The 18,740-nt window shown below is 41.7% G+C and carries 19 protein-coding genes and 1 tRNA gene; 17 read left to right on the top strand and 3 right to left on the bottom strand.

What is annotated here, in order from left to right; genetic code table 11:
* The first annotated feature begins 30 nt into the window (after window positions 1–30).
* From FY557_RS03045 to FY557_RS03005, 9 genes are all read left to right on the top strand, one after another.
* On the top strand, window positions 31–1,446 hold the full coding sequence (locus FY557_RS03045; protein ID WP_149245810.1) for a TolC family protein: 1,416 nt from the start codon (window positions 31–33) through the stop codon (window positions 1,444–1,446).
* Between the two features lie 351 nt (window positions 1,447–1,797).
* Window positions 1,798–1,871, top strand: a tRNA-Ala gene (locus FY557_RS03040).
* A gap of 436 nt (window positions 1,872–2,307) precedes the next feature.
* The gene (locus FY557_RS03035; RefSeq protein WP_149245809.1) at window positions 2,308–2,685 is read left to right on the top strand and encodes a hypothetical protein; all 378 of its coding nucleotides are present in this window, start codon (window positions 2,308–2,310) and stop codon (window positions 2,683–2,685) included.
* A 137-nt stretch (window positions 2,686–2,822) separates the two neighbouring features.
* A complete protein-coding gene (locus tag FY557_RS03030) occupies window positions 2,823–3,395 on the top strand; it encodes a C40 family peptidase (protein WP_149245808.1) in 573 nt (190 codons plus the stop codon).
* 416 nt (window positions 3,396–3,811) lie between these two features.
* A complete protein-coding gene (locus tag FY557_RS03025) occupies window positions 3,812–4,624 on the top strand; it encodes a 2,3,4,5-tetrahydropyridine-2,6-dicarboxylate N-succinyltransferase (protein ID WP_149245807.1) in 813 nt (270 codons plus the stop codon).
* Window positions 4,625–4,654: 30 nt separating this feature from the next.
* The gene (locus FY557_RS03020) at window positions 4,655–5,821 is read left to right on the top strand and encodes a glycosyltransferase family 87 protein (RefSeq protein WP_149245806.1); all 1,167 of its coding nucleotides are present in this window, start codon (window positions 4,655–4,657) and stop codon (window positions 5,819–5,821) included.
* A gap of 4 nt (window positions 5,822–5,825) precedes the next feature.
* The gene (locus FY557_RS03015) at window positions 5,826–6,755 is read left to right on the top strand and encodes a glycosyltransferase family 2 protein (protein ID WP_149245805.1); all 930 of its coding nucleotides are present in this window, start codon (window positions 5,826–5,828) and stop codon (window positions 6,753–6,755) included.
* Window positions 6,756–7,532 (top strand): polysaccharide deacetylase family protein, encoded by a 777-nt coding sequence (locus FY557_RS03010; RefSeq protein ID WP_149245804.1) that lies wholly within the window; start codon window positions 6,756–6,758, stop codon window positions 7,530–7,532.
* Window positions 7,529–8,623: a glycosyltransferase family 4 protein gene (locus FY557_RS03005; protein WP_149245803.1), complete on the top strand. Its 1,095-nt coding sequence runs from the start codon at window positions 7,529–7,531 to the stop codon at window positions 8,621–8,623. The genes FY557_RS03010 and FY557_RS03005 overlap by 4 nt, the downstream gene beginning before the upstream one ends.
* Window positions 8,624–8,701: 78 nt before the next feature.
* Here the strand turns inward: FY557_RS03005 and FY557_RS03000 are convergent, their stop codons facing one another.
* Window positions 8,702–9,529, bottom strand: a complete 828-nt coding sequence (locus FY557_RS03000) for a hypothetical protein (RefSeq protein WP_149245802.1) — start codon at window positions 9,527–9,529, stop codon at window positions 8,702–8,704.
* A 419-nt stretch (window positions 9,530–9,948) separates the two neighbouring features.
* On the opposite strand from FY557_RS03000, the gene hisG reads away from it, so the two are divergent.
* From hisG to hisIE, 8 genes are all read left to right on the top strand, one after another.
* Window positions 9,949–10,806 (top strand): ATP phosphoribosyltransferase, encoded by an 858-nt coding sequence (gene hisG, locus FY557_RS02995; protein ID WP_149245801.1) that lies wholly within the window; start codon window positions 9,949–9,951, stop codon window positions 10,804–10,806.
* A 1-nt stretch (window position 10,807) separates the two neighbouring features.
* Window positions 10,808–12,100: a histidinol dehydrogenase gene (gene hisD / locus FY557_RS02990; RefSeq protein WP_149245800.1), complete on the top strand. Its 1,293-nt coding sequence runs from the start codon at window positions 10,808–10,810 to the stop codon at window positions 12,098–12,100.
* Window positions 12,087–13,115 carry a histidinol-phosphate transaminase gene (hisC, locus tag FY557_RS02985; protein ID WP_149245799.1) on the top strand — a complete coding sequence of 343 codons (1,029 nt, stop codon included), beginning with the start codon at window positions 12,087–12,089 and terminating at the stop codon, window positions 13,113–13,115. The genes hisD and hisC overlap by 14 nt, the downstream gene beginning before the upstream one ends.
* Complete coding sequence (gene hisB / locus FY557_RS02980) at window positions 13,112–14,206, top strand: bifunctional histidinol-phosphatase/imidazoleglycerol-phosphate dehydratase HisB (RefSeq protein ID WP_149245798.1); 1,095 nt, start codon at window positions 13,112–13,114, stop codon at window positions 14,204–14,206. The genes hisC and hisB overlap by 4 nt, the downstream gene beginning before the upstream one ends.
* Window positions 14,206–14,784 (top strand): imidazole glycerol phosphate synthase subunit HisH, encoded by a 579-nt coding sequence (hisH, locus tag FY557_RS02975; RefSeq protein WP_149245797.1) that lies wholly within the window; start codon window positions 14,206–14,208, stop codon window positions 14,782–14,784. Before hisB ends, hisH begins: the two co-directional genes overlap by 1 nt.
* A 2-nt stretch (window positions 14,785–14,786) precedes the next feature.
* Window positions 14,787–15,500 (top strand): 1-(5-phosphoribosyl)-5-[(5-phosphoribosylamino)methylideneamino]imidazole-4-carboxamide isomerase, encoded by a 714-nt coding sequence (gene hisA, locus FY557_RS02970; RefSeq protein ID WP_149245796.1) that lies wholly within the window; start codon window positions 14,787–14,789, stop codon window positions 15,498–15,500.
* 134 nt (window positions 15,501–15,634) lie between these two features.
* On the top strand, window positions 15,635–16,387 hold the full coding sequence (gene hisF, locus FY557_RS02965) for an imidazole glycerol phosphate synthase subunit HisF (protein ID WP_149245795.1): 753 nt from the start codon (window positions 15,635–15,637) through the stop codon (window positions 16,385–16,387).
* On the top strand, window positions 16,384–16,974 hold the full coding sequence (hisIE, locus tag FY557_RS02960; protein WP_149245794.1) for a bifunctional phosphoribosyl-AMP cyclohydrolase/phosphoribosyl-ATP diphosphatase HisIE: 591 nt from the start codon (window positions 16,384–16,386) through the stop codon (window positions 16,972–16,974). The genes hisF and hisIE overlap by 4 nt, the downstream gene beginning before the upstream one ends.
* Before the next feature lie 100 nt (window positions 16,975–17,074).
* On the opposite strand, the gene FY557_RS02955 is transcribed toward hisIE, so the two are convergent.
* Window positions 17,075–18,250 (bottom strand): M28 family metallopeptidase, encoded by a 1,176-nt coding sequence (locus FY557_RS02955; RefSeq protein WP_149245793.1) that lies wholly within the window; start codon window positions 18,248–18,250, stop codon window positions 17,075–17,077.
* A 101-nt stretch (window positions 18,251–18,351) separates the two neighbouring features.
* Window positions 18,352–18,696, bottom strand: a complete 345-nt coding sequence (gene rplT, locus FY557_RS02950) for a 50S ribosomal protein L20 (protein ID WP_149245792.1) — start codon at window positions 18,694–18,696, stop codon at window positions 18,352–18,354.
* Between the last annotated feature and the right edge of the window lie 44 nt (window positions 18,697–18,740).

The following is an 18,740-nucleotide window of genomic DNA, read 5'->3' as shown; positions in this document are numbered from 1 at the left end:
ATTCTGATCTTTAAACCTTACATTCAAATAATGAAGAGTATTTTAAACATTATAAAAGGAATAACATTTTCTGTGACCATTCTCGTGACCGTATCTTCCTGTATGGCCAGAAAAGAATACCAGAGACCGGACCGCGTGGTGGATGAAAAGCTGTATCGTACCGATATGCTTCCTTCAGACAGCGTTAACCTGGCAAATGTTTCGTGGAAAGAAATTTTTACGGATCCTATCCTTCAGGGCCATATTAACAAAGCACTGGAAAATAACCTTGACATCAGGATTGCGCTGCAGAATATTTATTCGGCAGAGTCTTATTTAAAACAGACTAAAGCAGCCTACCAACCGACTCTGGCAATAGGACCCAACTATACCTTTCAGACCCAGTCGATCAATACCCAATTCGGACAGATCATTGGTGAGAGACGGTATGTCAACCAGTTCGACATTACGGCCAATATCGGATGGGAAGTCGATCTTTGGGGCAAATTAAAGTCACAGGAAAAGGCGCAGCTGGCAACCTATCTGGGAACGGTTGAAGCGCATAAAGCGGTAAAAAGTGATCTGGTGGCTTCAGTGGCGTCATCTTACTACCAATTGCTGACGTACGATGCCCAGAAAAGAATTATCACCGAGACCATCCAATTACGGGAACAGAATCTGGAAACGACAAGAGCTTTGAAAACAGCAGGAACCTTAACGGAAGTGGCGGTACAGCAGAGTGAAGCTTTGGTTTACAATGCGCAATCTCTACTGATCGATGTTGAAACCCAGATTCAGCTTCTGGAAAATACCATGAGTCTGCTGATGGGTGAACCTTCACATACTATTGAACGTTCAACACTTGAAGGCCAGGACCTTCCGGTCAATCTGAAATTAGGATATCCGGCACAGTTACTCGCCAACAGGCCTGATGTAAGAAGGGCGGAGTACAATCTGATTAATACCTTTGAACTGACAAACTCGGCAAAAGCCCAGTTTTATCCGACGTTGCGCCTTACCGGAAGCGGCGGGGTGCAGTCTGTGGACATCGACCACCTTTTCAGTGTGAATTCCTTGTTTGCGAATGTGGTAGCCGGTCTTGCCCAACCGATCCTGAACAGAAGAACGATCCGGACCAATTATGAAGTAAGCTTAGCCAACCAGGAAGCTGCTTATCTGAATTTCAGAAAAGCGATCCTTAACGCAGGGAAAGAAGTTTCAGATGCCATCCGGGTATATTCTGTACAGGATTCTTATATTGCGCTTAAACAGAAAGAGTTGGAGTCTTATAAAAAGTCTGTAAACTATTCTCAGGAACTGGTAAACTACGGCATGGCAAATTATCTGGAAGTACTGAACGCCAGTGTCAATTCTTTAAATGCAGAATTAAATATCGCCAACGCAGAATACAATAAAATGAGAGCCGGGGTTGAACTGTACCAGGCACTCGGAGGAGGCTGGAAATAAAAGTTCCAACATGTCTTTTAATTTATAAATCATCTTAAACCTGGCAGGTCCTGTCAGGTTTATTTTTTAGTTTTGAATTTTAACTTTAAAAAATTTTCATCAAAACTTTTCTCATCAATTGTTTATTTATTCACAGCATTTACATAAAAAAATATTCCCGACAATCAGACGGGAATATTTAAAGTTCTTTGTTGTTTATTTTTAATAGTTGATTTTTAATTTTCAAGTATTGTGCCAGAGTGTATTAGGCTCTAATAATTTTTTGATTTTGAAAAAAAGTAAAATAAAAACCATAAGAGTATTGCGCGATATACTTTAAATGCTTACTTTTGTACCACTTTAAAATCAGATGGGGGATTGGCGCAGTTGGCTAGCGCGTTTGACTGGCAGTCAAAAGGTCACGGGTTCGAATCCCGTATTCTCCACAAGATCAGTTTATTTGGATCAACAAAGTCAAAAGCCGTTTCAGTTCTCTGAAATGGCTTTTTTTATGTTGAATATACAGACTATAATCACGGATCTTCGTCAATTTCAAGATCCAAAGATGGAATGAATAATAAACCCCATAGTTTTTCAAAAACTATGAGGTTTTGTCATCCTTCAGATTTAATCATAATTATCTCAATCCACTGCCAGAGAAGCGTAAAATATCAATAATACTGAAACAAAACACAAAAGCAATCTCACCGGAGTTTATTTTTAATTATTGATCATAAAAAATGATATTTGGCTTGTGAAAAGGCAAATAAATCAAATATAAATTTTATATTTGTCACCGTTCAAAGTCTAATCGTTAAGACTTTCGGATATATCAGGGAACTGTTCCTGGAAATTATTGAAAAAATAATCGACTTATACATTATGAAGAAACTATTTTTACTCTTGTTTACTGCTTTTTTATTTGTAGGCTGCAGCAAAGATGACGATACGATCTACGATTTCATCGGAACATGGGCCGGAACGTATGAAGGAACTGAAAAAGGCGACTGGAACATCGTTGTGGCAACCGACGGAAAAGTAACGGGAACCATGCATTCCGACCAGACTACCGAAAACTATTATATTTCCGGATATCTGAGTGAATCGGGTGATCTGAATGCTACTATCGGCTCTCCTGATGACGGGGAGTTTAGAGGAACACTGACAAGAGAAGATAAAAAAGCCAGCGGAACATGGACCAATGCGGTTCCTGCAACCGTAAGATCCGGTACCTGGAAAGGGGCTAAGACATCTAAGTAAAAACATTTTCACACCAAAATACAGGCTGTCCGGTTTCGGACAGCTTTTTTTATAATCCGATCTAAAAGCATCTGCCTTCTGATCCCACAAAACATAATTTGCCTATATTTGTATACAGCGTAAAATTAAAGGAAAGTATGAACGACCGAATCTTTTGCAGAAAACCATCCATCCGAAATTTATGGCTTTTAACCGCAGTTTCTTTATTTGCAGTTTCATGTGGAAGTTCAAAAAAGGTATCCGCTAAGAGAAATTCCTCTTATAAAAATGTGGCCAAAACGGAAAGCCTCCGTAAGCTGGATTCCCGTTTCGACGGCAAAGTTTCAAAATCCATCAATGAACTTTTAAAGGATGCTGAGAAATATCTTGGCGCGCCCTACAAATTCGGGGGAAATACATCTTCGGGATTCGACTGTTCCGGATTTGCCCTGAAGGTTTTTGAAGAAAACGACTACAAACTACCGAGAAGATCCGCAGATCAGGCAGAAACAGGCAGAGAAATCGATATCAGAGAAGCGAAACCGGGAGACCTTTTGTTTTTTGCCACGGCCGGCGGCACCAAAGTTTCCCATGTCGGGATCGTCCATGATATCGGGAACGACGGGGAAGTACGCTTCATCCACGCTTCAACCACTAAAGGCGTCATTATCTCTTCACTCAATGAAGCCTATTGGAATAAAGCCTACCTGAATGCTAAAAGAGTGTTGTAAGCTGGAGTTGTAAGCTGGAAGAGCCAGGTAAAAAGTAAAAAAGCCAAGTGGTAATGCTGTTTGAATTATTGTCTGAAAGAACAAGGTGGAAATACCTTATAGACCATTAAGATAAACGGAGATTTTAAGGTTAGATTGAAATGAAATCAAAGATTTTATTCAGCGATTTTCTTAAAGCGGAACTCGGTTTCATATTTCTAAATATCTTAACAATCTTAATGGTTTTAATTTACAGTACAGTAAATAATCTTTTTGATAATAAAGTCTCTCATTGTATTCAGTGAGCAAAGAAAAACTCCCGGCATCCATCTTCCGACTTCCAGCCCATCAAACTGCATCTCTCTTAATCTTAAGCTGAGCCTTCATCTTAGCCTAAACTTTTGTATCTTTGGCGCGAATAATTTTAAAAGAGAAACATGTCGTTACAACAAACTATTGAAAATATCTGGGACAACAGAGAACTATTGCAGAATGAAGACAGCCAGAAAGCCATCAGAGAGGTTATTGCTTTGGTAGATAAAGGAGAACTCCGTACGGCTGAACCAACTGAAAACGGATGGCAGGTCAACGAATGGGTGAAGAAAGCGGTCGTAATGTACTTCCCGATCCAGAAGATGGAAACCATCGAAGTGGGTCCTTTTGAATTTCACGATAAAATGCCTTTGAAGAGAAACTATGCTGAAAAAGGGGTAAGGGTTGTACCGCATGCCATCGCCAGAGAGGGCGCTTATATTGCTCCGGGGGTTATCCTGATGCCGTCTTATGTAAATATCGGGGCTTATGTGGATTCCGGAACGATGGTGGATACCTGGGCAACGGTAGGAAGCTGCGCACAGATCGGTAAAAATGTTCACCTAAGCGGTGGTGTTGGAATTGGTGGCGTACTGGAACCGCTTCAGGCTGCTCCGGTAATTATCGAAGACGATTGTTTTGTAGGTTCAAGATGCATTGTTGTAGAAGGGGTACACGTAGAAAAAGAAGCGGTGTTGGGTGCAAACGTAGTGTTGACGGCATCAACCAAAATTATCGACGTGACCGGCGATACTCCGGTAGAAATCAAAGGAAGAGTGCCGGCAAGATCGGTTGTCATTCCGGGAAGCTATACCAAAACATTCCCGGCAGGAGAATATCAGGTTCCATGTGCATTGATTATCGGTAAAAGAAAGGAGTCCACAGATAAAAAAACGTCTTTGAATGACGCGTTGAGAGAGAATAATGTTGCTGTTTAAGATGACTGTTTTAAACTAAAACCACCTATCTTGAAAGAAAAATTTCTTAAAATAATTTTAAACCCTAAATATATTTTTGGGGTTTATTTGATTATCGCTGTGGTAACAGCCGTTTCCAAATATCTCAGAGGGAATTCCATCAACAATTACCTCATCTTTAAGAATGTATTTTTTAATACCATTCACGAAAGAAATCTTTACCTGCAGTATCCCGATCTTTACCAGGATTCAAACCATTACGGGATATTTTTCAGCCTTCTGATCGCTCCTTTTGCGTTGATGCCGGATTGGCTTGGGATCTGCCTCTGGAATGCAGCCAATACTTTAATTTTTCTCTACGCCATCTACAAGCTGCCTTTTTCCGATCCGAAAAAAGCACTGTTTGCTTTATTCTGTTTACAGGAATATATTACATCCTCCCTGTACTTCCAGTTTAATATTGCGCTGGTTGCTCTTTTGGTTTTAGGGGCGGTTTATATTTACGAGAATAAAGAGAAAAACGCAGCCGCAGCCATGATGGTTGGCTTTTTTGTCAAAATTTACGGCATTGTCGGATTGACACAGTTTTTCTTCATTAAAAATAAATTTAAATATATTTTATCCGTAGCGGTTATTGGTGTACTTTTTTTTGTGGTTCCGATGATTTATTCGGGCCCGGCATTTGTTGTACAGAGCTATGCGGACTGGTTCCAGTCTTTGGCCGAAAAGAACGGTCAGAATCAGGGGCTCACTTCCTACCAGGATATTTCCCTGATGGGTTTTGTAAGAAGAATCATCGGTGATGCGTCAATCTCCAACCTTACCTTCCTGGCCTTCGGATTACCGCTTTTTGCCGTACCGTATATCCGGATCAGTCAGTATAAGAATTATGCCTTTCAGCTGATGATCCTGGCTTCCTCACTGTTGTTTTTGGTCCTGTTCAGCTCAAGCTCGGAATCTCCGACCTATATTATTGCTGTTGTAGGAGTGATGGTCTGGTTTTTCCTTCAGAAAAAGAGGACTCCTTTGGTTATAAGCTTATTGGTTTTCGTCATTGTTTTAACCTGCTTTTCCACTTCGGATCTGTTCCCGAAATTTGTACGGGAAAATTACATCATCAAATACTCTTTGAAAGCCGTACCTTGTATTGTTGTTTGGTTCAGGGTGATTTATGAACTGTTAACCAAAGATTTTCAAAAAGAGTATAGCCTGAACTGATCCTATGAAGAAAATTTCAATTGTAATTCCTGCCCATAACGAAGAAGGAAATGTGGCACTGGTCCATCAGAAAATTAGAGAAGTTTTTGACGGATTGGCCCATTATGACTTTGAAATTATTTTTGTGAATGACGGCAGCAGAGATAATACCCAGGAAAAGCTTGAAGCGCTTTCCGCAAAATACCCGGAAGTAAAATTCATCGAATTCTCAAGGAATTTCGGGCATCAGCCTGCCGTGAAAGCGGGAATGGATCTAGCCTACGGAAATGCAGTGATCTCCATGGACGGCGATCTTCAGCATCCTCCCGAAATGATTCCGGGTATGATAAAAAAATGGGAAGAAGGCTACGACATCGTTTTTACCATCCGGAAATATCCCAGGCAGATTTCTTATTTTAAAAGAAAAACCTCCGACTTTTTTTACAAAGTCCTGTCCGGTCTTTCCGACGTTAACTTAACCAAAGGCGGCGGTTCGGATTTCAGGCTGATGGATGCCAACGCTGTGGAAGTAATGCGCAACCTGAATGAAGATGATCTCTTTCTGCGCGGACTTACCAGCTGGATGGGCTTTAAACAGACGGGAATCGAATTTACGGCTAACGAAAGACAGTCCGGGCAAAGCAGCTACAACCTCAAAAAAATGATTACTTTCGCTTTTACAGGGATTACTGCATTCAGCGTAAAACCGTTGTATATTGCAGCTTATCTTGGATTCCTTTTCTCAGGATTTTCCGTTTTGGGTTACGGAATCTACGTGCTCTATTCATTTATTGCCAAAACGGAAATCTCCGGCTGGGCGTCGCTGATTATGACCATTGTATTTTTCGGAGGATTACAGCTCATTATTTTAGGAATCATCGGAATTTATTTAGGCAAAATATTCAAACAGGTTAAAGAACGACCGAATTACATCATCAAAAATAAAAACTTTTAAATGGTTTTATTAAGTTTTGACATCGAGGAATTTGATATGCCGTTAGAGTACAAAGGGCAGATTCCTTTCGAAAAACAGATTTCAATCTCACAGACCGGCCTTGAGCGTATTCTAAATATACTTAAAAAGCACCAGGTAAAAGCTACCTTTTTCTCAACGGTGGTTTTTGCGGAAAACAGCAGCACTTTAATCGAAAGATTATTAAACGAAGGCCACGAACTGGCTTCCCATACCTGGTTTCATTCCGAATTTGAGGAAAAACATTTAAAGGACTCGAAAGACCGTCTGGAAGAATTATTTTCTACAAAAGTTACCGGATTGCGGATGCCAAGGATGATGCCCGTGAGCAAAAATGCCGTTGAAGAGGCGGGATACTCCTACAATTCGTCGGTTAATCCTACCTTTCTGCCGGGAAGGTACAACAACCTTAAAGTTTCAAGAACTTATTTCAAAGAAGGAGAAGTTATCCAGATTCCCGCTTCCGTCTCACCCAATTTCAGGATTCCCTTATTCTGGCTGAGTTTTCACAATTTTCCGTTGGCTTTCTACAAAAAGCTGGCTTCCGATACCCTGAAGAAAGACCGTTATCTCAACATCTATTTCCATCCGTGGGAATTTGCGGAAATTAAAGAGGAAGCTTTCAGATTACCTGGTTTTACCGTAAAAAATTCAGGAGAAGATATGGTCAGCAGATTTGACGATTTCGTTTCGTGGCTAAAAAATAAAAACCATACCTTTGGCACCTTCCAGGAATTTCAAAAACAGATCGAATCATGAAGATAGCCTATGATGCCAAAAGATTTTTTCACAACACGTCAGGATTGGGCAACTATTCCCGCGACCTGGTGAGAATCCTCTCCCAATATTTCCCGGAGAACAAATATCTTCTTTTGAACAAAAACAAATCGGAACGCGGTGCAGATATTTTACAGCTTCCCGGCGTCCGTTTTGTGGAAACTTCAAAAGGACAGATGTCCCGGCAGTTTAAAATGGGAAAAGATGCCCAGCAGGCAGGAGCCGATATTTTCCACGGACTATCCGGTGAACTTCCGCTGAAATGGGATAAGAGATCAATCAGGAAAGCGGTGACCATTCACGATCTTATCTTCGTCCGGTATCCGCAGTATTATTCCTTTTTCGACCGTAAGATCCATTTTTGGAAATTTAAAAAAGCAGCGGAATCGGCTGATAAAATCATTGCAATTTCCGAACAGACGAAACGCGATATCATTCAGTTTCTAAAGATCCCAGGGCCGAAAGTTGAAGTCATTTATCAGGGTTGCCATCAGGCATTTAAGGAAAAGCAATCAGAAGAATTTACTCAAAATACAAAACAAAAATTTAATATTCCCGAAAAGTTTATCCTGAATGTCGGGACCATCGAAGCGCGCAAAAACCTGCTGAATGTAGTAAAAGCGTTGAAAGACACCGGCATCCCGCTCGTAGTGGTGGGTAAAAAGACGAAATACTTCAAAAAAGTAGAACGGTTTGTTCAACAGAACAAAATTGAAGTCCGGTTTCTGGAAGGTGTTTCCATGGATGAGCTGGCCGTGCTTTACAAGTTGGCGGAAATCTTTATTTATCCCAGCCTTTTCGAGGGATTCGGGATTCCGGTGATTGAAGCCTTGTTTTCCAGAACAGTAGTCATCACAAGCAACACCAGCTGCCTTCCTGAGGCCGGCGGACCGGATTCCGTTTATATTGATCCCCAGAATTATCTTGATATCAGGGCAAAAATTAAATTTCTTTGGGAAAACAAAGCAGAAGCAAAACGCCGGGCGGACAAAGGATATCACTTTGTCCAAAAGTTCAATGACGAAGCGATCGCCGAACAGCTGATCCGGTTTTATCAGGATCTTATTCGTTAATTCTCATCTGATTATTTTATATAAGTAAAACGTCCGGAATTATTTCCGGACGTTTTGCTAGTGTTTATATTACTGACTTTATTCTACTTCAAACGGAACAGCATACATCTGGACATACGGCCCGTAGCTGCCCGGATCGAACCTGAAACGGATGCTTCGGGCTGCCGTACTGGACCAGTTTCCACCCGACATATACACCCAAAGGTACAGGGTGGTTGTCTGGGTAATGGTAACGGCAATATTTCCTGATCCGTAATAATCCGGACTGGATGAAGCCGCATTGTACAGTCTCGGAATGATAATCGACTTGATCGGAGTCAGGTAATTCGGAGCGACATTAGCCGTTGAAGATGTTGAAAGGAAAACTGAGGCAAAACCATCGTTTGTAGACGTAGGAGCGGCGTTACCGCCTGTCGGAGCGCACCACATGGTAAAATTAACCTGATATTTTCCGGGTGTTAACGTAACAAAAGCACCGGAATAAGCAATCCGCTGGTCTCCGGAAATCAGAGGATCGTCGATCGTAGTTACAGTCTGTTCCGTATTCGGGATTGTCGCCAGTTTTGCGAGGCTGGTTCCCGGAGCTGCCCATCTTGCATTTCCGCTGGAATCGGAGGTAAGCACTTTTCCCAATCCTTCCGAAGTATCGGTAATTTTAAGGGCATTTCCTGATCCCGCATTGATTTCAAGTTTTGCAGATGGTGCAGTCGTTCCCACGCCGATATTTCCGTTTGCATCAATGGTTACATCATTCAGCTGTTGAGCAGCAGACGGAGCTCCGGTGGCAGGATTATCCTTTGCTCCGTCTACATGAAAAGTTGTTTGAGGATTATTAGTGTTAATGCCGACCTGGGCATTTGAAATAATGGGCAGAAGGCCCATCACCGTAAGTAGTTGTTTTATCATTTTCAGTATTTAAGTTAATCCTTACCTTTCGTCTGAATCCATTTTATCCATTCAGAACATTTATTTTTAAAAAAGCAAATATATGGTAAACTTCGATGAAATAAGGGTTTTCCAATATTAATTCAATGTATTATTATACGGACAGATTAAAAAAACAGATTAAAAATTTGCACGGGTCAGAAATAATGCTTTACCTTTGCAATACAAATTTCAACAATGAAACCGAATTTTTTAACCGTACATCATTATCATTATCATCTCTGCTAAGACGGAACTGATTGATATGTTACGAAGTTAAAAATCAAAATAAAGAAAACCGTCTGAGTAAAAACAGGCGGTTTTTTGTTTCTGAATTCTTCCCGGGCAATTTGTTTCAATAAACCACTTCTTTTTTACTCAGGCACAGCAAAAGTGAAATAATGAGTAAATTAAAAATAGCCATACAGAAAAGCGGAAGACTCTACGAAGAATCGCTTCAGCTGCTTAAAGACTGCGGCATCTTTATCAACAACGGCAAAGATCAGCTGAAAGTTTCCGTAGACAATTTCCCTATGGAAATCATGTACCTGCGTAACTCCGATATTCCCCAGTACCTAGAGGATGGAGTGGTGGATATAGCCATTGTCGGGGAAAACCTTTTGGCGGAAAAACAGAAAAACATTCAAATTATACAGCCTTTGGGATTCTCAAAATGCAGGGTGTCTCTGGCTATTCCGAAAGAGATCGAAACCGACGACATCAGCTACTTCCAGGGCAAAAAAATCGCTACTTCCTATCCGAATACCCTTAATAAATTCTTGCAGGAAAACAACATTTCAGCGGAAATCCACATCATTTCCGGTTCGGTGGAAATTGCCCCGAATATCGGATTGGCAGACGGCATCTGTGACATCGTAAGTTCCGGAAGCACCTTATTTAAAAACGGATTGAGGGAAACCGTTACGCTCCTGAAATCGGAAGCCGTTCTCGCAAAAACTGCTGTTTTAAATGAAGAAAAAACAGCCATTCTTGAAAAATTCCTGTTCAGGATTAAAGCGGTTTTAAAAGCAAAAAACTCAAAGTACATTTTGATGAATGTACCGAACAATAAAATCGAAATGATCTCTAAAACACTTCCGGTGCTGAAAAGCCCGACGGTTATTCCGCTGGCGGAAGAAGGATGGAGCAGCATACATTCCGTAATTGATGAAGAACGGTTCTGGGAAGTGATTGATGAGCTGAAGGAAAGAGGGGCCCAGGATATCCTGATAATTCCAATCGATAAAATGGTAATCTAGCATGAAAATCAAAAAGTATCCACAGAAAGAAGCCTGGACGAAACTGGTGAAAAGGCAGGTCTTAAAAAGAGAAAAACTTACGGAAATCATCACTGAAATTTTTAACGAGGTTTCAAAAAACGGTGACGGTGCATTGATTGAATTCAGTAAAAAGTTCGACAACGCTGAAGTTGAAAACATCAGAGTTTCACAGGAAGAAATAAATGATGCTGAAAGATTGGTTGACAATGCTTTGAAGTCAGCCATCCAGCAGGCAAAAGAGAATATTGCAAAATTCCACGTTTCTCAAATTCCACAGACTGAAAAGGTTGAAACAGTAAAAGGAGTGGTTTGCTGGCGTGAAAACCGGGCGATCGGGAAAGTGGGGATTTATATTCCGGGAGGAACAGCTCCCCTGTTTTCTACGGTTTTAATGCTTGCGGTGCCTGCTCAGCTGGCCGGCTGTAAAGAAATTATTTTGTGCACGCCTCCGGATCGGAATGGGAGGATCAATCCGGCTATTTTATATGCAGCAAAGCTTTGCGGAGTGACCGAAATATTTAAAACCGGTGGTGCACAGGCGATTGCAGCGATGACTTTGGGAACGGAAAGTATTCCTGCGGTGTATAAGATTTTCGGTCCCGGAAATCAGTATGTTGTTGCTGCAAAAGAGTTTGCCCAGAATTATAAAGTAGCTATTGATATGCCTGCCGGACCAAGTGAAGTGCTGATTATTGCCGATGAGCAGGCCGTTCCGGCATTCTGTGCAGCCGACCTGCTCTCCCAGGCAGAGCACGGCAGTGATAGCCAGGTTATTTTCCTGACAACGGATGAAAGGATTCTGGAGGAAACAGTAAAAGAAACCGAAAAGCAGCTGGCCGTTCTTCCCAGAGCTGAATTGGCAGCGGAAGCTTTGAAAAACAGCCACTTCATTTTGATGAAAACGTTGGCAGAAGCGTTGGAATTCAGCAATCAATACGCTCCGGAACACCTGATTTTAGCGATGGAAAATGCAGAACAGTATATTTCCCGAATAGAGAATGCAGGTTCTGTTTTTTTAGGCAATTATTCCTGCGAAAGTGCCGGGGATTATGCCAGCGGGACCAACCACACGCTTCCGACCAACGGTTTTGCAAAGAATTACAGCGGGGTGTCTTTAGACAGTTTCGTAAAGAAAATTACGTTTCAGAACCTATCCGAAGAAGGATTAAAGAATTTAGGTAAAACAATAGAGATTATGGCAGAGGCAGAAGGTCTATTCGCCCACAAAAATGCCGTCAGCATCCGGTTAAAAGAAGAAAATGAAAGAGTTTAATATCAAAAATTTAGTCCGTAAGAATATCCGGGAGCTCCAGCCTTATCTCAGCTTCAGGGATCTGAATGAGTTTAAAAATCCGGTGTTCCTGGATGCCAACGAAAGCGCTTTCGGTGAACTGAACCGTTACCCGGATTCAACCCAGAAAAAGCTAAAGCAGAAATTATCTGGATTAAAAGGGATTTCAGCAGATCAGATCGCCGTAGGAAACGGAAGTGATGAGCTGATTGACCTCATCATCAAAGCATTCTGTGAGCCTAAAGAAGATTCCATCCTCATGATGAACCCTTCGTTTGCGATGTACGGATTCTATGCTTTGGTGAATGGAAATAAGGTCCAACTGCTTGACCTAGACGAAAATTTTGAAATCAGTAAAGCTGAATTTTTAAAAACAACGAATGAAAATCAACCAAAAGTTTTCTTTCTCTGCTCACCCAATAACCCGACCGGAAATTCAGTAGAAGATATTGAATTCTATATTCGGAATTTTAACGGAATTGTAGTGGTAGACGAAGCGTATATTGAATTTTCAGATAAAAAATCCTGCATTAATATGTTGGGAAAATATCCCAACCTTATCGTGCTTCAGACGTTTTCGAAAGCCTGGGGGATGGCCGGCGCAAGGGTAGGAGCTGCTTATTCTTCAGCTGAAATCATTGCCTTGATTAACACGATTAAGGCTCCGTATAATGTCAATTCTTTAAGTTTAAATAGAATCCTGGAAGCAGTTGATCAAAAGGATACTGTAGAGCAGAATATAAAAAATACTTTAGCAGAAATGTCCTGGCTGAATAAAGAACTGCGGTGTCTGAAAGGTGTGAAAAAAATATATCCGAGCGACGCCAATTTCTTTCTGGTCGAATTTGAAGAGGTGGAAAAAGCATATGCAAAACTACTGGAAAATGAAATCCTGACCAGCAAGAGAAGCCCTAAAATTCCCGGCTGTATCAGGATAAACGCCGGAAGCCGGAAAGAAAATATCCGTTTAATTGAAACCTTAAAAACCATAGCATGAAAAAAGTATTGTTTATCGACCGTGACGGGACATTAATCGTAGAACCACCGGTGGATTATCAGGTTGATTCGCTGGAAAAGCTGGAATTTTACCCCGGCGTTTTCCGTAACCTTTCCGCCATTGCCAAAGAACTGGATTTTGAATTGGTGATGGTGACCAATCAGGACGGACTGGGAACCGACAGTTTTCCCTCTGAAGACTTTGTAAAGCCCCAGGAAAAAATGCTGAAGGCTTTTGAAAACGAAGGTATTGTGTTCAGTGATATATTAATCGATAAAAGCTTTGAGCATGAGAACCTGCCGACCCGAAAACCGGGCATCGGAATGATGGGAAAATACATCTACGGCGATTATGACCTCATAAATTCATTTGTCATCGGTGACCGGCTGACGGATGTCCAACTGGCCAAAAACCTGGGGACGCAGGCCATTCTAATCGGTGATTTGACGAATGAGGATGCGGTTCTAATAACAACAAACTGGCAGGATATTTACCAGTACCTGAAACGGATTCCGAGGAAAGCAAAAGTGTCACGGAAAACCAATGAAACCGGGATTGAAGTGGAAGTCAATCTCGATGGCAGCGGGAAGTCGGAGATTTCGACCGGGCTTCACTTTTTTAACCACATGCTGGAACAGATTTCAAGACACGGTAATATGGATCTGAAAATTAAAGTGGAAGGCGATTTGCAGGTCGATGAGCACCACACCATAGAAGATACCGGAATTGTGCTGGGTGAAGCATTTCTGAAAGCATTGGGTAAGAAAAAAGGCATCGAGCGGTACGGGTTTCTTCTGCCGATGGATGACTGCCTGGCGCAGGTTGCCCTGGATTTCGGAGGACGTCCGTGGCTGGTATGGGAAGCTGATTTTAAAAGGGAAAAGATCGGTGATGTCCCGACGGAGATGTTTTACCACTTTTTCAAATCCTTTACCGATTCTGCCAAATGTAATCTGAATATTAAATCTGAAGGTGAAAATGAACATCACAAGATCGAATCCGTTTTCAAGGCATTTGCCAAAGCCGTTAAGATGGCGGTAAACCGCTCTGACCTGAATTTTAATTTACCATCAACCAAAGGAAGCTTGTAATGATTGCTATTATTAAATACAACGGCGGAAATGTAAATTCCGTACAAAATGCAGTGAGCAGATTAAATGCCGACTCCATCATCACCGATGACTTCGATACCATCAGAAATGCAGACAGGGTGATCTTTCCTGGAGTTGGGGAAGCCTCTTCCACTATGGAAAACCTGAAAGAGAAAGGCCTTGACCTGCTGATTCCTTCACTGCGGCAGCCTGTCCTGGGAATCTGCCTGGGAATGCAGCTGATGTGCGGCGATAATGAGGAAGGAAATACCATAGGAATGGGAATTTTCGACATCCGTGTAAGAAAGTTTCCGGCAAAAGACATTGTTCCGCACATGGGCTGGAATACGGTTTCGCAGCTCAGATCCGATCTGTTTTCAGGGATTGAAGATAACAGTGATGTATATTTTGTACACAGCTATTATTGTGAGCAGTCGGAATTTGCCACTTCCGTCTGCGATTACATCCTGCCTTTCAGTGCTTCCCTGCAGAAAGACAACTTTTACGCAATGCAGTTTCACCCGGAAAAATCGGGAACGGTCGGAAATAGGTTATTAGAGAACTTTTTAAAACTTTAAAGATGAAAATTATTCCTGCTATTGATATTATTGACGGAAAATGCGTCCGTCTCTCAAAAGGCGATTACGGAACGAAAAAAATATATAATGAAAACCCGGTAGAGGTGGCCAGAGAATTTGAAAGCTACGGCATCAGATACCTTCACCTGATAGATCTGGACGGTGCGAAATCAAAACATATCGTTAACCAAAAAGTCCTGGAAAGGATTGCCAATGAAACGTCTCTCACCATTGATTTCGGCGGCGGTCTGAAGACCCTGCAGGATATTGAAACGGCCTTTGATTCCGGAGCATCACAAATTACAATCGGAAGTATAGCTGTCCAGGATCCCGGATTTTGTTTTCAATTAATTGAAACATATGGTCCTGAAAAGATAATTCTCGGTGCCGATTTTGAGAACCGGAAAATCAAAACTTCCGGCTGGCTGGAAGAAAGCGGATCGGATGTCATCGATTTTATCCTGCAATACCGGGAAAAAGGAATAGAAAACGTGATTTGTACGGATATTGCAAAAGACGGGATGTTACAGGGGGCCTCCGGAGAATTGTACTCGGAGATTTTAAGCAGAACAGAAATCAATTTAGTGGCGAGCGGCGGCATCTCATGCATGGAAGATCTGTACCAGATGAAGGAAATCGGGTGCTTTGGAACCATCATCGGAAAAGCAATTTACGAAGGAAAGATTTTACTGAAACAATTGCAGGATTTTATTTAACCACAAAAGTTTTTCTACAAGATGCTATCTTAGAGCACGGAACAAGGTCCGGTGGCTGAAGCACTCGAAGCCACGGTATCATCTGTGAAGGTCCGTGAAGATCTGTAGTAGAACCAAAATACAACATATTTAAAATGCTAAAAAAAAGAATCATCCCCTGTCTGGATATAAAAAACGGAACCACCGTTAAAGGAATTAATTTTGAAGGATTACGGAATGCCGGAGATCCAATAGAGCTGGCCAAACGGTACGAGCAGGAAGGCGCTGATGAACTCGTTTTCCTGGATATTACGGCAACGATTGAAGAACGGAAAACCTTTGCAGCGCTGGTACGGAGAATTTCCCGTGAACTCAGCATCCCTTTCACTGTTGGCGGTGGCATCTCCACAGTGGACGATGTAAGGAAGCTGCTTGAAGCCGGAGCGGATAAAATCAGTATCAATTCTTCTGCGGTAAAAAATCCATCCTTAATTTCAGCTCTTGCCAAACAATTCGGAAGTCAGTGCGTGGTGGTAGCCATTGATACACGGTGGGTAAACGGCTCGGATTATGTCCACATCAGGGGCGGACGGGAGCTTACCGGACTAAGAACAATGGATTGGGCAAAGACAGCGGAAACATTAGGCGCCGGTGAAATTATGCTGACCTCCATGGATGGCGACGGCACCAAGAATGGATTCGACATCAGGATCACCAAACTGGTTTCTGAAAATATAAACATTCCGGTGATTGCTTCCGGAGGAGCGGGTAAAACAGAGGATTTCGAAGAAGTCTTTACCCAAACCAAAGCTACTGCTGCTCTGGCAGCCAGCATTTTCCATTTCGGGGAAGTCGGAATTCGCGATCTCAAAAATAATTTAACCTTAAAAAATATTGCCGTACGATGAATATTGATTTTAATAAAAGCCAGAACGGCCTGATACCGGTAATTGTTCAGGACGACCAGACACTGCAGGTGCTGATGCTTGGCTATATGAATGCAGAAGCCTTTGAAAAAACACAGCAGGAAAAAGTCGTTACCTTTTTCAGCCGTTCCAAAAACAGGCTTTGGACGAAAGGTGAGGAATCCGGAAATTTTTTAACCGTAAAAAGCATAGCCATCGACTGCGATCAGGATACGATTCTGATTAAAGCCGTTCCTGAAAAAGTCGTCTGTCACACCGGAAGTTTCAGCTGTTTTGGTAATAAAGATTCTAAGGGGTTTCTGTACGAGCTGGAAGAAAAAATCATCGAGAGAATTGATCAAAAAACAGAGGGTTCTTATACATATTCTTTATTTCAGAGGGGCATCAACAAAATGGCCCAGAAAGTAGGAGAAGAAGCAGTAGAACTAGTGATCGAAGCGAAAGATGACAACGGTAATTTGTTTAAAAACGAAGCGGCGGACCTGCTGTATCACTTTTTAATTTTACTGAAAGCCAAGAATTGTTCATTACAGGATATTGAAGGAGTCCTCATGTCCCGGAATCAATAAAATTGGTATTTTTTAATATTACAACATTAAAATACAGATAAAGACAAAAAGCCAATCAATAGCGATTGGCTTTTATGGATAAGCTTGCGGTTTTATTCGGTTATTTCGCAATAATCACTTTCCGTACAGCTGTTTTTCCGTCTGATTTCAGGGTTACCATGTAAGCTCCGTCGGATAATCCCGCAAGATTTATTTTGGACTCATTTTCCCTGCTCAGGATCAGGCGGCCATTCATATCTGAAATTTCCAGTCTGAAATTTTTAACCTCTTTCGGAAATTCTACCTGCAGATAATCTTTGGCCGGATTAGGATAAATCTTTACCGATTCCAAAGTATTCTGTTGTACTTCTTCAGTCGCCAGCTGACTTGCAGAGGCCGTTGCGAAATGCTGTAAAGCGCCTACTGCCGCTTTCCCTACATTGTACACGTAAGTAGGATCTACGTTGGCAAAAGTATCGTTTGCCGTATGTTCATTATTGCTTCTTACATTTTCATAAAAACCGGTAATGATATCTCCCTTCTGCTCAAAGGGAATATAATCTGAAGAATAAGCGTTCGACATGACTGTCTGTAATGGGGAATATAGCCCGGTGCATACAGCCAGCTGCTGCGTAAAGCTCAACGACTGGGCATTGTTGGAACTTAGTCCCGCCTGGTCGCTTTCGCATTTAATGGCATTGTTGATATTGCCCAGTTTTCCTCCGACCTGATCAATATTGAAAACCACTCTGATATTAAACTGGCGGACATTGTTCTGGAACAAAACATTGTTCGCATAATGGCTGCTTCCCTGCAGGTTCTGCTCTTCTCCTGAGAAATGGATGAATTTAATTGAATATTCGGTAGGGATATCCTTCAGTATTCTGGCTGCTTCCAGAAGAATAGCCGTTCCGCTGCCATTATCACTTACGCCCGGGCCTACAATGGTATCGTAGTGCCCGCAGATAATCACATAAATATTGGGATAAAGCGTCCCGGTTTTTGTAATAATCAGATTCTTGGAACTAATGTTGTTTCCGAATGTGAAAGGGTCTTCCGTAATCTGGCTGGCGGTGTATCCGTAAGACTGGTATTTGGCTTTCAGCCAGTTCAGGGTGTTGGTATTGGCATCAGAACCGGTGGTTTTCACACCGAGATTCTGAAAGTCCTGCAACAGGTTCGTAACGGTTGTCTGGGAAACCTGGTCGGCCCTGTTTTTATAAGCCTGAATAAAATTTTGTGCCTGGAGGCTGTATGCTGATAAAGAAACAAGCAATAGAGTCGTTATTTTTTTCACGGGTGAAGAAAATTTTACATTTTTAATAATACACAAATGTAGATAATAAAAAAATCCTGAGCAAAAAACCCAGGATTTATATTGATAACAAAAATTTTACATTATTTTACTTGATCTACAACTGCTTTGAAAGCTTCAGGGTGATTCATTGCTAAATCGGCTAAAACCTTTCTGTTAAGCTCAACGTTGTTCTTTTTAAGAGCTCCCATAAACTGAGAGTAAGACATCCCGTGCTCTCTGGCTCCCGCGTTGATACGAGTGATCCAAAGGGCTCTGAAGTTTCTTTTCTTCTCTTTTCTACCACGGTAAGCATATTGCATTGCTTTTTCTACCGCGTTTTTAGCTACTGTCCAAACGTTCTTTCTTCTACCGAAAAAACCTTTAGCTTGCTTAAAAATTTTCTTTCTGCGAGCTCTTGAAGCTACCGCATTTACTGATCTTGGCATAATTTAATTGTTTTTTTGAAATGGGCGGTAATGATTGCATGACA

Origin of the sequence: Chryseobacterium sp. SN22, assembly GCF_008329705.1 — a bacterium.
Lineage (GTDB): Bacteria > Bacteroidota > Bacteroidia > Flavobacteriales > Weeksellaceae > Chryseobacterium.
Note: the sequence above shows the minus strand (reverse complement) of the source record. Positions and strands in the feature narration are given on the sequence as shown.

Bases quoted from the DNA above. Each gene is read 5' to 3' on its own strand.
- FY557_RS03010 (WP_149245804.1), top strand. From the start codon at position 6,756: ATGGTTTTATTAAGTTTTGACATCGAGGAATTTGATATGCCGTTAGAG.
- hisF (WP_149245795.1), top strand. From the start codon at position 15,635: ATGCTAAAAAAAAGAATCATCCCCTGTCTGGATATAAAAAACGGAACC.
- rplT (WP_149245792.1), bottom strand. From the start codon at position 18,696: ATGCCAAGATCAGTAAATGCGGTAGCTTCAAGAGCTCGCAGAAAGAAA.
- FY557_RS03015 (WP_149245805.1), top strand. From the start codon at position 5,826: ATGAAGAAAATTTCAATTGTAATTCCTGCCCATAACGAAGAAGGAAAT.
- FY557_RS03005 (WP_149245803.1), top strand. From the start codon at position 7,529: ATGAAGATAGCCTATGATGCCAAAAGATTTTTTCACAACACGTCAGGA.
- hisIE (WP_149245794.1), top strand. From the start codon at position 16,384: ATGAATATTGATTTTAATAAAAGCCAGAACGGCCTGATACCGGTAATT.
- FY557_RS03045 (WP_149245810.1), top strand. From the start codon at position 31: ATGAAGAGTATTTTAAACATTATAAAAGGAATAACATTTTCTGTGACC.
- hisH (WP_149245797.1), top strand. From the start codon at position 14,206: ATGATTGCTATTATTAAATACAACGGCGGAAATGTAAATTCCGTACAA.
- hisD (WP_149245800.1), top strand. From the start codon at position 10,808: ATGAAAATCAAAAAGTATCCACAGAAAGAAGCCTGGACGAAACTGGTG.
- FY557_RS03025 (WP_149245807.1), top strand. From the start codon at position 3,812: ATGTCGTTACAACAAACTATTGAAAATATCTGGGACAACAGAGAACTA.
- FY557_RS03000 (WP_149245802.1), bottom strand. From the start codon at position 9,529: ATGATAAAACAACTACTTACGGTGATGGGCCTTCTGCCCATTATTTCA.
- hisB (WP_149245798.1), top strand. From the start codon at position 13,112: ATGAAAAAAGTATTGTTTATCGACCGTGACGGGACATTAATCGTAGAA.
- FY557_RS03035 (WP_149245809.1), top strand. From the start codon at position 2,308: ATGAAGAAACTATTTTTACTCTTGTTTACTGCTTTTTTATTTGTAGGC.
- hisG (WP_149245801.1), top strand. From the start codon at position 9,949: ATGAGTAAATTAAAAATAGCCATACAGAAAAGCGGAAGACTCTACGAA.
- hisC (WP_149245799.1), top strand. From the start codon at position 12,087: ATGAAAGAGTTTAATATCAAAAATTTAGTCCGTAAGAATATCCGGGAG.
- FY557_RS03030 (WP_149245808.1), top strand. From the start codon at position 2,823: ATGAACGACCGAATCTTTTGCAGAAAACCATCCATCCGAAATTTATGG.
- hisA (WP_149245796.1), top strand. From the start codon at position 14,787: ATGAAAATTATTCCTGCTATTGATATTATTGACGGAAAATGCGTCCGT.